Here is a 13,155-nt window from a genome sequence, read left to right as displayed (position 1 = left end):
GGCCCCGTCCGGTGAACAGGTCCCCATTCCATGGTTGCCGGTGACATGAGCGAGCTTACGGACGAGTTGTTGCCCCAGCCGGGGGCGCATGGGTTCGACGGCGGCGACGAGACGCGCAAGCACGAGATGCAGGGGCCGTTCGAGCTGCCACCCGGGCCCGAGGGCTTCTCGTTCGCGCTCTACCAGGCCACGGGCGTGGGGCTGACGCCGGGGCACCGGATGCACCTCTTGGAGAACAGCCAGGTCTTCGACCGGATGTTGGAGGACATCCGCGCGGCGAAGCACAGCGTGCACATGCTCGTGTACATCTGGCGGCCGTGCGAGCTGTCGGACCGGTTCGTGGAGGCGCTGATGGAGCGCTCGCGCGCGGGCGTGCAGTGCCGCGTGGTGGTGGATCCGGTGGGCAGCGAGGAGACGACCGGGGACAAGGACTTTGATCAGCAGGTGGAGAAGCGCCTCACGGACGCGGGCGTGGAGGTGCACTACTACCGGCTGCTGGCGGGCAAGGTGCTGGGGCGGCTCTTGAGCCGGTCGCACCAGAAGATCGTCGTGGTGGACGGGCGCGTCGCTTACACGGGTGGCTTTGGCATCTGGAAGGTGTGGGAAGGGGAGGGGCTGAAGCCGGACAACTGGCGCGACACGCACATCCGGGTGGAGGGGCCGGAGGTGGCGCGCATCCAGGTGACGTTCTCCAAGCACTGGATTGAATCCGGCGGCGGCTTCCTGCCGCGCGAGTGCTTCCCGAAGCTGGAGGCGGATGGCGGCGGGTGCGCGGCGTTCATCGATAGCTCCGGGCGGTTGGGCATCACCGAGGCGGAGCGGATGGTGCGGCTGGTGGTGGCGGCGGCGACGAAGCGGCTGTGGATCGCCAATGCGTACTTCACACCGCCCAACGACGTCCTGGAGCAGCTGGAGGTGAAGGTCCGGCAGGGCGTGGACGTGCGGGTGATGGGCCCGGGGCCGGAGCATGACGTGCCGGTGGTGCGTGCGTCGCAGCGGTCCACGTATGAGCGGCTGCTCGCGGCGGGGGTGCGCATCTGGGAGTACCAGCCGGCGATGCTGCACTCGAAGACGATGCTGGTGGATGACTGGCTGTGCGTCGTGGGCTCCACGAACCTGGATTCGCTGTCGCTCAACAAGTTGAGCGAAGGGTCGCTGGTGTTCGAGGACCGGGAGATCGCCGCGAAGATGGAGGTGTGCTGGGAGAAGGACGTGCGGCACTCGAAGGAGATTTCGCTGGAGAACGGCGGACGGACGAACCCATGGCGCCGGTTCGCGCGGCGGGCCACGCAGTGGGCGGGGCACGACCGCTGAGTTTCAGCGGTGGGAGGTGACGCCCTCCTGCCGGCAGTAGGGGAGGACAGGGCAGGTGGAGCACCTGGGCCGCGAGCCGGTGCACACGTGTTTGCCAAAGGGGACCAGGAGCCGGTTGAGCTCCACCCAGTAGGGGCGCGGGAGCACGGCTTCGAGCGCGGCGAGCGTGCGCTCCGGCGTGGAGGCCTTCACGTAACCCCAGCGGTTGGTGACGCGGTGGACGTGGATGTCCACGCTGATGACCTCGTGGCCGCAAGCGATGCCGAGCGCCAGGTGCGCGCACTTGGGGCCCACGCCCTTGAAGGACTGGAGCACGTCCGGATCCGCGGGGAGCTGGCCGTGGAACTCGTCACGCGTGCGCACGGCGATGGCGTGGACCTGGTGGGCCTTGCCTTCGTGGAAGGTGACGGGGCGGATGAGCGCGTCGATTTCCGCGGGCGTGAGGCGCGCGAGGGCTTCGGGTGTGTGCGCGCGGCCGAGGAGCCGGAGCGAGGCGGGGAGGCTGACTTCATCGAGCGTGCGGATGGAGAGGATGCACGCGATGAGCTGTTCGAAGAGGGAGCCGTGGCCCTTCGCGGCGAGCTCGAACATGGCCGCGTCCGCGAAGGCGCGGACCTCATGGCGCACGCGGCGCAGGACCTCTTCGATGTCGAACGGGAGCTTGTCCGTGTCCGGCGTGGAGGGCGCGGCCTGCGTGGTGCGGGCGCTCTGGGCGCGAGGCGCACGCCGTGGACCTGTCGCCGTCTGCTTCCTGGCCGCCATGCGGGCCTCCTGACCTGGGAAGTTGGGTCCGGAGGCCGTGAGGGGCCGGGTGGACTTGCCGGGCCGGTGGGGAGTCAGGCGGGCGGGGTGAGGTTCAGCGCGTACCAGCGGTCGCAGCCGAAGTGGCCGGTGCGGCCCATGGGGGCGCACAGCGGTTCGAAGCCGACCTTGCGGTAGAGCTTCTGGGCCTGATCCATGCCGGCCAGCGTCTCCAGGTAGCACTGCCGGAAGCCGGCGCTTCGCGCGAACTCCAGACAGTGTCTCAACAGGCGCTCGCCCATGCCGTGGCCCCGGGCGGTGGGGAGGAAGTACATCTTCCGCAGCTCGCAGACGTCCGGCGCTCCTCCGTCCAGCGGCGCGATGCCCGCGCCCCCCACCACCTGGCCGCCATGCTCCACCACGAAATACACGTGCCTCGGACGGCTGTAGGCCGCGCTCATCGCGTTGACCTCCGGGTCGTGGATCGCGAACCCCGGACCGTCCGCTCCGAACTCCGGCATCACCGCGCGGATGACCGCCGCCATCGCCGCGTCGTCCCGGGCCTCGATGGGCCTCAACGTCAGTTCCGTGCTCATGGCGGGCACGGTCCCATGACTCTCGTCCGCCGGCCAGCGGCGCCGGGTGTGCACCTGTGCAGCGCCCTGCACAACCGCCACGCGCCCGACGCACCCCGGTGGGTTTCAATCCCTGGCCGTTCCAGGGCATTCTCCGTGGCACGGTCGTTGTAGAGGGGGAAGTTCCATGTACTGTCCTGACTGCCGGCAAGAACGCCTGGGGAGCGCATCCCAGTGCGTTGTCTGTGGCAATCGTCTCGCCGCCCGCGAGCGCTCCGCCATCGAGGCCGAGCTCTCGCACGTCCACTTCCTCCTGGACGAGGTGCGCCGCTGGGACGTCCACGACGTGCCGCCCCACGTCGCCCGCCTCCTCTCCGAACGCTACGAGCGGCAGGCCCGCATCCTCCTCTCCGTCCTCACGGAGTCGCCCATCGGCGCTCAGGCTCCCGAGCCCGTCGCGGCCCCTGTCGAGGCTCCCGTCGCACAGAGCGTGAGCGCCGACGTTGAAGTGGCTGCTGTCGCGGAGGTCTCCGCTGCTGTCACCGACGCTGCCGTCACTCCGCCTGACACCACCGAATCCGCCGTCCGCTTCACCACGCTCGACCTGGCCGCGGCCCTGGGCATCTCTCCTCCGAACCCCGGTGCCCACGCGGCTCGCGCCCCCGCTGAGTCCCGCGCTCGCGCGGTGAACGCCGCGGCCCGCCGGCTGCCCCCGAATCCGGCCGAGCCGTTCATGGAGCCTCCCGCTCCCAACGGCCGCACCGCCCGGCTCGTGGAGAAGACCTCGACGTGGAGAAGCGTGTGGCGGCCGTTCCTCTACGAGAGCATCGCGTGGTTCATCGGCGCGTTCCTCATCCTCTCCGGCACGCTCTACTTCGTCTTCGAGTCGTGGGACGGGATGACGTCCGTCACCCGCTCGCTCACCGTCTTCCTCATGACCGTGGGCTACTCGGTCGGCTTCTCCGTGTGGGGCGGCTACCTCGCCCGCCGCGAGTCGCTGCGCAAGCCGGGCCACATCCTGGGCCTCATCGGATCCGCCGTGGCCCCGCTGGGTGGCGTCGCGCTGGGGCCCCTGGGCTTTGGTGAAGCGCTCCACCTGGACGGTGTGAGCCCCCTGTTGCTCGTGCCGCTGCTCTTCGTCTGGTCCGGCGCCGCCGCGTGGCTCGCCCGCAAGCCCATCGAGTCCTTCGACGCACCCTCCCGGCCGTTCATCCAGCTGGGCCTCGTGGGCGCCACGCTCATCATGGGCCTGGCCTCCCTGGCCGCGCGCATGGGCGCCCCGGCGGTGTGGCTCAACGCCCTGCCGTGCATCCTCTTCTTCCTGCTGTCGAGCAAGGCCACCGCCACGCCCCGGAAGGGCGGTGCGCTCGCCTTCGCCATCGCCGCGCCCCTGTTCCTCACGGCGATGTTCGCCATCCGGTTGCACCTGGCCCTGGGCGCCGCCGGCACCGCCGTTCCTCCTGGCACCTACGCGCCCTTCGCGGCGTTCCTGCTCGCCACCTGCCTGCGCTTCCGCACGCTCGATGAGAAGCGCGCCGCGGATCCGCTCGCGGTCCTCACCATCGCGCTCCAGGTGGCCTGCCTCGCGGGCGCCATCGTCGGCACCAAGCCCGCCTTCTTCTTCACCGCCGCCATCTTCACCGGCACGCTCGTGTCGCTGTCTCGCGGCCCGCTGAACCGCCTGCCGTGGCTCTACCCGGCGTACGCGGGCGCGTACTTCAGCTACGCGACCAGCGCGCAGCTGATTCCCCATGCGCTCACCCTGATCATCAATGCCATCAAGACGCGCATGGGCTACCCACCCTCGGCGCCGCTGCCCTTCCAGTACGGCGCGCTGACGGCCCTCCCGTTCGTGCTCGCGGGCCTGGTGCTCGCGTACTTCTCCCAGCGGCGCGGCGAGCGCACCGGTGACGCCCGCTCCCTGGGCATCGCGGATGTGCTGCTGCGCGCCACCACCTGGGCCGCGCCCGCGTTCGCGCTCTTCTCCCACCTGGGCCCTGACTCGCGGCCCTCCTTCCCCGCCACGCTCGCCCTGGCCGTGATGTCCCTGGGCGCGGGCCTGCTGTTCAAGCGCTTCCCGCTGTCCGCCGTGGGCTCGGTGCTCTTCGGCCTGCTGCCCTTCAGCGCCTTCCGCGTCTATGGCGCGGGCCCCGCGGCCGTCGTGTCCGGCGCCCTCGCCCTGGGCCTCGCGGTCCTCGTGTGGCGGCTCACGGACGAGCGCACGCGGCGCTTCATCTCCGCCGTGGTGGGCGTCATCGCGACGTGCGGGTTCGCCATCGCGCTCGGCACGACGCCTGTCACCGCACCCGTCGTGGGCATGACGCTGGGGGCCGCGGGCGTGCTGGTGGCCGCGTTCCAGTTGCGCGACGAGCGCTTCCTGGCCTACGGCGCCTTCCTCGCGGGCGCCATCCTGCCGAAGCTGGCCTCGGCGCATTCCTCGCAGGCGCTGGTCGCGGCGATGGTGGGCGGCTCGCTGGTGCTGGCGCTCCTGGGCGAGCGCGGTGGCCTGCTCAAGCGCTTCGGCGTGCCGGGCCTGCTGTACGCGGGGCTCGCGGTGCCGTGGGGCCTGATTGACATGACGTTCATGGGCCCCGTGTTCCTCACCGCCGCCGCGACGGTGGCGGTGGCCTCCCGCACCTTCCCGGGCGTGCGGCCGGTCGCGGTCGTGTTCGTGGGCCTCTCGCTGCTGCCGGACGTGCCCCACGTCTTCACGTCGTGGGGGCTGTCGCCGGGGCTGTCGCTGGTGCTGCTCGTCGCTGGTTCTCTGCTGGGCTCCGTCGTCGCCGCGCGCAAGGGCAGGAGCGCGAGCACCACCACCGCGGGCGTCCTCGCGCTCATCCTGCCGCTGGTGACGGTGGCGCTGGCTCCCCGGAGCGAGCAGTCCGTGTTCCTGCTGGGCGCGGCGCTGGCGGCGCTCCTCACCGCTCGCACGCTGCCCGTGACACTGGGCATGCTGCTGGCCACCCTCGAGGCGCTGGGGGCACTGCACGCGTCCGGCCCGCTGCCCCTGCTGGGGCTCGCCGCGTTCCTCAGCGTCCTGGCCCTGCTGGACGAAGTGCCCGCCGTGCGGCGCGTCGCCACGGGCGGCGAGTCCTTCGTCAGCGTCTCCACGCTGGGCGCGATGGCGGCGCTGGGGTTCGCCTCCTTCGCGTGGCACGAGCACGCGCTGTCCACCAGCGCCATTCCGCTCGCGCTCATCGGGCCCGTGCTGCTGCCGCTGTTGTGGACGCGCGCGCTGCGCCAGCCCTTCGTCGCGGCGCTGATGGTGCCCTACAGCGCGTTGACGCTGGCGGCCTGGAACCTGCCCGCATGGACCGCGCTGCTGCCGCTGCTGCCGCTGCTCGTGGTGCGCGCCGTGGAGCACGTGCCCGCCGTGGCCTCGCTGCTCTTGCGCTCGCAGGACGAAGGCCCGCGCCATGAGCTGTCCAAGTGGATGCAGGTGGCGGTCGCGTGCCTGGGCGGATTGGTGCTGCTGGTGCCGGAGTACCCGCTCAGCCAGCGCACGGCCCTCTTCTGCGCCATCGCGCTGGTGCTCATGACGGGCCCGCTGCCCTCCGTGCGCGTCATCGCCGCGTCGCTGCTGCTGCTGTTCATCCCGGAATCGCGGCCCTGGGCCACCGGCCTGCTGCTGGCCCTGGCGCTGGCGGAGCACCACGCGCCCCAGGCACTGGCGTCCTTCTTCCGCGGCCCACGTGACACGGCGCTGCGCGCCTCCGCCACGGGCTCGGCGCTGACCCTGGCGGCGCTGTCCACGCTGCTGTCGCCGACGCCGGGCGCGCTGACCGTGCTAGGCGCGGTGGTCCTGATGTCCGCGTTCCTGCTGTCGCAGCGCTGGCTGCTCACGGCGGCGGTGGCGGCGTTCGCGCTGGCGCCGCTGGGCCAGACGGCGGACCTGCCGGTGGGCACGTGGCGTCCGGAGGCCGGCGTGCTCGTCGCGGCCGTGGGCCTGGCCGCCGCGCTGCTGTCCGCGCTGTGCCAGTCCGGCGCCGTGCAGCGCAGGCTGACGGACGTCACCGCGCGCCTGACGCCCGGCATCGAGGGCACCTGGAGCGAGCCCCTGTGGGCCGGCGGCGCGGGCACCGTGGCGCTGCTCGTGGGCGTGCGGCTCCTGGACGCGGGCCCGGGTGCGCTGCCCCTGTCCGTGGCGCTCATCGCGGGCATCGCGTCGCTGACGCTGATGGTGACGCGCGAGCGCTGGATGGCGAATGCCGCCACGGCGCTGCTCGGCGCGGTGCTTGTCGCCGCCGTTCCTCCGCTGTGGGCTCCGGCGGTGCTGGCGGCCACGGGCCTGCTGCTGGCCGTCGTGGGCTTCGCGCTGGAGACGCGCGGCGTGGAGGTGGGCGCGGCGCTGCACCACAGTGGCGCGCTGCTGGCGCTGCTGTCGCTGGCGGGCCTGCGCTCGCTGAAGCACCCGGGCATGCCGCTGTGCGTGTTCTTCGCGTGGGTGACGGCGTGGGTGGTGGTGCTGCGCCGCCGCGACCGCGAGTGGATGGGGTGGCTGGCGTCGCTCTTCGCCGTGCACGCCTTCATCCTCCACTACGGCGCGACGCACTCCACCGGCCGGGGCGCGGAGTTCATCGTCCCGTACTTCGGCGCGGCGACGGCGCTGCTGGCCACGCTGGTGCTGTCCGTGGCGGGCAAGGCCGTGCGCGGGCGCATGGGGCGCGCGTTCTCCATCGTCGCGCTCACGGAGGTGCTGTTCGCGGTGCTGGCGGTGCGCCTGCCCGGCGGCGCGGCGCGCGAGGCGTGGGTGGCGTGCGGCGGGCTCGTGTTCCTGCTGTTCGCCCTGGTGCGCCACGCGGCGCGCGAGAAGGACGAAGGCGCAGCGTGGCTCGCGCAGGCGGTGGTGGCGGCGGGCTACTTCAGCGTGCGCTTCATCGGCCTGAACGCGAGCCCCGACGCCGCGGACAGCCTCGCGTCCATCTTCGGTGGCGCGGTCTTCATCGGCCTATACCTCTTCGTGCGGCGCGAGGGCTCGGGCCTGGAGGTCTTCCGCCGTCCCGCCGTGGCGGGCGCGTGGCTCTTCCCGCTGGCGGGCCTGTTGACGGTGCCGTGGAGCCAGCCCTCCGTGGCCATCGCGCTGCTCGTGGGCTACGCGGCGCACTTCGCGGCGCTGGGGGCGTTCACGAAGCAGCGGGGCGCGGCGTCCACGATGTCCGTCGCCGCGTTCAACACGGCGCTGTACCTCGTATGGCTGAGCACCGGCTCCGGCGAGCCGCAGTTCTACGTCATCCCCGCGGGCCTCTCCCTGCTCCTGCTCCTGCGCGTCTTCCGCAAGAGCCTGTCCCGGGACGCCTACGCGCAGCTGCGCGCCCTGGCGGTGACGGGCATCTACGTGGCCGGCGCGTGGAAGCCGCTGCTCTTCAACGACGGCGGGGCCATGCTCCTGTGCGTGTTCCTCTGCCTGGTGGGCGTGGGAGCGGGCATCGCGCTGCGGATCCGCTCCTACGTGTACCTGGGCTCGGCGTTCCTGGTGACGGCGGTGGCCGCCAACCTGGTGCGCTTCGGCATGCGCGACCACCGCATCGGCGCGCTCTTCCTGTCGCTCCTGGGCCTGGGGGTGGTGGGATTCATGGTGGTGCTCAGCGCCCACCGCGCCGCCCTGCTCCAGAAGTACTCCCGGGTGCGCGACCTGCTCGCGACCTGGGAGGGATGATCGCTGTTTGACGTAAAACGAATCCGGGGTTGAATGCGCACGCGTTCACCCCCGGAGGACTTGTTGCTGCTGCGCCGTTCGTCGCTCGTCACCCTGATGTCGCTGGGCTGTCTGGTGGGTTGTGCGCACGTCCCGGACGGCGCGCCCCGTATGGCGGTGGAACTCCCGAACGGGGCGCCTGTCACGCGGCCTGCCGTTGAAACAGCAAGCGTCGCGCAGGTGGGCGCGGCGGGCGCACTGGGCGTGAAGGCGGAAGCGCCTCCGCCGCTGGCCTTCGTGACGCCGGAGGGCAGCGAAGGGCTGGCGGCGCTGCTGGAGGCGGATCCGCATCCGATGCGGGAGGAGGCGGGCGTCATCGCGGCGGCGCTGGAGGCCGCGGCGCTGCTCACCGGGTCCTCGCAGGGGCCGGGCGGGTTCTGGGACGAGCTGCTTCCTCCGCCGTCGAAGCAGGCGCGCGGCATCGTGGCGCGCGCGGCGCAGCTGGTGGGCGCGCGGCGGTTGGACCGCTCGGTGCCCAATGACTGTTCGGGGCTGGTGCGGCTGGCGTACCTGCAGGCCGGCATCGACCTGGTGGCGCACGGCTTCCTCGCGGGCGAGAACGCGGTGACGGGCATCTTCCGTCGCGCGCAGGCGGCGGGCGCGGTGCACCGGCTGAACCCGCGTCCGGGCGACCTGGCGTTCTTCAAGGAGACGTACGACCGCAACCGCGACGGCAAGCGCAACGACGGCATGACGCACATCGCGGTGGTGGAGGCGGTGGCGCCGGACGGCACCGTGACGTTCATCCACCGAGGCGGCAAGGGCGTGGCGCGCAGCCGCATGAACCTGGCCTTCCCCACGGTGCACCGGCTGAACTCCGGTGCGCTGCTCAACGATTTCATCCGACCGGCGAGCAAGGGGATGCGCGCGTACCTCGCGGGCGAGCTGTTCGTCGCGTTCGCTTCACCTGGAGGTTTGTAGTCTCACGGCAGTCCGCCGCAATGGCTCGCACCGCGAGCGCGTTTGAATCCCTGCGCGGGTGTGGCGTCATCTCGCGCATGAGATTGCCCCTGCTCCTGGGAAGCCTGTTGCTGTCGTCCGGCTGCATCGTCGCGGAGACGCGTCCCTCGCATCCGCACCGGCCGCCCCCGAGGCCGCCGCCCTCGCGTCCCGTGGCGATGGGGTACGACGAAGCGGTGCGGCGCGGCTTCGACCAGTGCCGCGCGCGCGGCTACCGCTGCGAGTTGAAGGAGGCGCACCTCACCGGCAACGACGTGTGGAAGGTGAAGTTCCGCGTGGACGGCCGGGGTGAGAAGGGCCACCTGCACCTGGACTACGACGCCTACTCGCGCAACCTCATCAAGGTGAACGACAAGGTGAAGGACAAGGGCGGCCGGGGCTGGGACGGCGACGACTGGGACGGCCCGGGGCGTGGCAAGAAGAAGGGCCACGCGCGCCGGGACGACTGAGCTTCAGCGCGACGTCTGCTTCAGCAGGGCCTCGGTGTGGTCGAGCAGCTCCAGCCCACCGGGCTGCTCGTGACCGGGGATGATGATGCGAGCGTTGGGGAAGTGCTCGCGCTCGCGCTGGAGGCTTGAGGGCCACGCGGCGACATCCGCGTCCTCGAGGTTGCCCAGGCTCTTAGCGTGGGCGTCCTTGATGAAGCAGCCTCCATAGAGGATGCCCGACGCCGGGTGCATGACGACGAGGTTGTCGGGCGAGTGCCCCGCGCCGGGGAAGAACACCGACAGCGGCCCGAAGTCCTGCGCGTCCGACAGCCGCTTCGAGGGCACGGGGTTGCCCTGCTTGCTCGCACGCAGCGCGGTGTCTTCACGCGCGTGGACGGGGATGCCCTGCGCGTCGAGCGTGGGGATGCCGCCGGTCCGGTCCAGGTGGAAGTGCGTCACCACCGCTGCGCGCACGGGGTGGTGGAGTGTGTCGCGGGCCCAGGTGAGCAAGGCCTTGGAGTGCTCCGGAGTCCACCCGGTGTCGACGAGGATGGACGCGTCACCGTCCTCCACGAGGAGCCCGTTCGCGGTCACGCCCGCCCAGTCTCCGCCCGCTTCCGTGACATGCATCCACACGCCAGGCGCCAGGCGCCGCACCCGCACGTCCTTCGCGAGCACGAACTCCTCCTGGGATGGCGGAGGAGGCACGGAGGGAGCGGAGGCACAGGCCGTGAGGAGAAGCAGGAGGGCGGAGGTTCTGAGGGAAGTCATGGGGAGGGCGAGTGCAAGATGGATGCACGGCGGATCCGCGGCCCTCGTGACACACGCGCGTCCATGGAGCCACGTTACGGCGCGGTCTTCTTCTTCAGCTCTTCCAGGGCCCGGTTGAACGCCTGCGGGTTGCAGCCCTTGCCGCCGGGAGGATTCTCCGCCGCGCGCGTGAGGGCGGGCAGGGCGGCGGCGTCACCCAGGCTCGCCAGCCGCTGGGCTGCCTTCGTGCGCACGCCGCAGTCGCTGGACTCCAACGACCGGGAGTAGAGCCCCACCAGGTCCAGGCCCGCGGTGTCCTTCGCGTCCAGATAGCGCAGCGCGCCCCACTGCTTCACCGAGGGTGCTTCCCGGGCCAGCGACTCCAGACGGGAGCGCACCGTCGCGGGGGGCAGCGCCTCCAGGGCCCGGCGCGCGGAGAGGTCCTTCTCGTTGTTCCCGAAGTCCTCGGCCAGCCCGTCCATGAGTCGCGGCTCCGGTGCCTTCCGGCCCTCCTCGTCGAGGCCCAGGATGAGGCCGTGCTCCTCGTTGTGCCGGTTCAGCGCGTGCTTCACCACCGCGCGAAGCCGCGTCGCTTCCGCGTCGTTCGGCGCGTCGGGCGCCTCCAACCGCTGGAGCGCCTCCTTGGGCTTGTCGTCATCCAGCAGCCCGCGCGCCTGCACCAGCGGATCATTCGCGTGCACCATCCAGGCGCCACCCGCCAGCACCAGCGCCGCCAGAGCTCCCGCGGCGCCCGCCGCCACGCGCGGACGCTGCCGCAGGAACGCGATGCCCTGACTCGCCTTCGTGCGCAGGGCGTCCAGCGGTGAGGACTTCCCGGAGTCGGGGATGCCCAGCGCCGCGCCGAAGGGTGAGCCCTCCGTCGCGCGCGTCACCCGGTACAGCTGCACCTTCTCGTCGCGGCCGGGCAGGGGGATGGCGCCGCAGGGCTCGGCGGTGGCCTCGGCGCGGTTGCGCACCATGTTCACGGCTTCGGTGAAGGTCACCTCGTCCGCGGCGGCCACGTGCTCCACCGCCTTCACGACCTCCATCGGCTCGCCGAGCACCGAGTCGTTCGTCACCAGCACCTCGCCCGCGTGCAGGCACACGCGGACGTGGAGCTGCTGCTCCTCCGGCACCGTCTGGTTGTAGCGCCACAGCGCCTGCTGCATCGCCATGCCGCAGCGGATGGAGGCGGAAGGTGCGCGGAAGATGGCCAGCAGCGCATCGCCGCGCTTCTGCACCAGCTTCCCGTCGTACTCGCGCACCAGCGGCGTCAGCAGCCGGTCGTGCGTGTCCAGCATCCGCGCGTTCTCCTCGTGCGTCTGCCGGCTCATCCGGTCGGTGAAGCCCTGGATGTCGGTGAGCATCACCGTCACGTTCTGCGCCTTCGCCACCCCCGCGCCGCCCGTCACCGCCGGGCCACCCGTCAGCCGGACCGTGCCGAACGCCGCCGTGCCCGTGCGCGGCTGCGCCTGCACCGGAGGCGCCGTCACGGAAGGGACCACCGGCGCCGGCGCCACGCCGAACGCCGCCGTGCCCGAGCCCGGACCCGGGGGCGCGGGGTTCACACCGAACGCCGCCGTGCCTGAACCCGCGGGAGCCGCCGGGTCCACCCCGAAGGCCGCCGTGCCGTTGGAGGGCGTCGCGTTCGCATGGACGATGGGCGTGCCCTGGCTCGGCGTGAACGCCATCAGCGCCGCGTGCGCCAGGCCCAGCGCGTCCGCCAGCTCCTTCGCCGTCTGGAGCCGCTTCGCCGGGTCCTTGTCCAACAGCCGCATCACCAGCGCCAGCAGCCCCACGTAGCGCGACAGCTGCGGCGCCGCGCGGTCCAGCGGCAGCGGCGCGTGCGAGGCGTGCTGCGACAGGAAGTGGCGCGGCGTGGGGCCGTCGAACGGCAGCCGCCCGGACAGCACGCGGTAGGCCAGCACTCCAAAGGAGTACAGGTCGCTGCGCGTGTCCACCTTCGCGCCCACGGCCTGCTCCGGGGACAGGTACTCCGGCGTGCCCAGCACCACGCCCACCTGGCTGAGCGCGCTGCCCGCCTCCGGCTCCACCAGCCGCGCGATGCCGAAGTCCAACAGCCGCGCCTGTTCCCCGCGCGCGGACGGGGAGATGAGGACGTTCTCCGGCTTCAGGTCGCGGTGGATGATGCCCTTGTCGTGGATGGCCGCCAGGCCCTCCGCCAGCTGCTGGAGCAGCGCCAGCGCCCGGGGCGCGAGCAGCGGGCCGCCCTGGAGCGCGTCATAGAGGCTCTGCCCCTCCACGAACTCCATGACCAGGCACGCGGCGTCGCCGGACTGGCCGAAGTCCACGATGCGCACCACCGCCGGGTGCTCTACCGCCGAGAGGAGGCGGGCCTCGCGCTTGAAGCGCTCGGCCATGCCGGCCTGGGCGTGCAGGTCGTGGTGGAGGACCTTGATGGCGACCTTGCGGCCCAGGGAGACCTGTTCGCCCAGGTACACCTCACCCATGCCCCCGGAGCCCAGGGGCTTGAGAACCCGGAAACGACCATCGAGGACCAGTGCGTCGGGGGCCAGCACGGCGCGGCATATTGCACGGCTTCCCCATTGGGCGCATGACGTTCCTCCAGGACGGAATCGCCTGGACAACGCCTGGGTGCGCCGTGCCCCTCCGCCTGCCTCCCAGCCAAGGGTTTGCCTAAAAATTCCAGGGCTTAGGGGTCATGGTAGCC

General features: G+C 71.8%; 8 protein-coding genes. 4 read left to right on the top strand and 4 right to left on the bottom strand.

All coding sequences use genetic code 11. The annotated features are described in order from the left end of the window. The first annotated feature begins 45 nt into the window (after positions 1–45). A complete protein-coding gene (locus D7X96_RS18470; protein WP_121725648.1) occupies positions 46–1,314 on the top strand; it encodes a phospholipase D-like domain-containing protein in 1,269 nt (422 codons plus the stop codon). A gap of 3 nt (positions 1,315–1,317) precedes the next feature. Here the strand turns inward: D7X96_RS18470 and D7X96_RS18465 are convergent, their stop codons facing one another. Together D7X96_RS18465 and D7X96_RS18460 are read right to left on the bottom strand one after the other, a co-directional pair. After that, complete coding sequence (locus D7X96_RS18465) at positions 1,318–2,076, bottom strand: endonuclease III domain-containing protein (RefSeq protein ID WP_120548476.1); 759 nt, start codon at positions 2,074–2,076, stop codon at positions 1,318–1,320. A gap of 74 nt (positions 2,077–2,150) precedes the next feature. Continuing rightward, positions 2,151–2,651: a GNAT family N-acetyltransferase gene (locus D7X96_RS18460; protein WP_120548475.1), complete on the bottom strand. Its 501-nt coding sequence runs from the start codon at positions 2,649–2,651 to the stop codon at positions 2,151–2,153. Positions 2,652–2,817: 166 nt separating this feature from the next. Here D7X96_RS18460 and D7X96_RS18455 point away from each other — a divergent pair, with 166 nt between their 5' ends. Genes D7X96_RS18455 through D7X96_RS18445 form a run of 3 tightly spaced genes read left to right on the top strand, consistent with a single transcriptional unit; the run spans position 2,818 to position 9,734 of the window. Next, entirely contained in the window at positions 2,818–8,286 is a 5,469-nt protein-coding gene (locus D7X96_RS18455; RefSeq protein WP_121770327.1) for a hypothetical protein, read from the top strand. A 33-nt stretch (positions 8,287–8,319) separates the two neighbouring features. Beyond that, positions 8,320–9,246, top strand: a complete 927-nt coding sequence (locus tag D7X96_RS18450; RefSeq protein ID WP_244219638.1) for a CHAP domain-containing protein — start codon at positions 8,320–8,322, stop codon at positions 9,244–9,246. 20 nt (positions 9,247–9,266) lie between these two features. Then, positions 9,267–9,734 (top strand): hypothetical protein, encoded by a 468-nt coding sequence (locus D7X96_RS18445; RefSeq protein ID WP_244219637.1) that lies wholly within the window; start codon positions 9,267–9,269, stop codon positions 9,732–9,734. Between the two features lie 3 nt (positions 9,735–9,737). Here D7X96_RS18445 and blaCOR read toward each other — a convergent pair whose 3' ends face one another. Further along, a complete protein-coding gene (blaCOR, locus tag D7X96_RS18440) occupies positions 9,738–10,484 on the bottom strand; it encodes a COR family subclass B1 metallo-beta-lactamase (RefSeq protein ID WP_121770326.1) in 747 nt (248 codons plus the stop codon). 74 nt (positions 10,485–10,558) lie between these two features. Beyond that, a complete protein-coding gene (locus D7X96_RS18435; RefSeq protein ID WP_279637398.1) occupies positions 10,559–13,003 on the bottom strand; it encodes a protein kinase domain-containing protein in 2,445 nt (814 codons plus the stop codon). Positions 13,004–13,155 lie beyond the last annotated feature (152 nt).

This window comes from Corallococcus interemptor, from assembly GCF_003668875.1.
GTDB classification, from domain to species: domain Bacteria; phylum Myxococcota; class Myxococcia; order Myxococcales; family Myxococcaceae; genus Corallococcus; species Corallococcus interemptor.
This window is presented reverse-complemented; position numbering and strand designations above follow the sequence as displayed.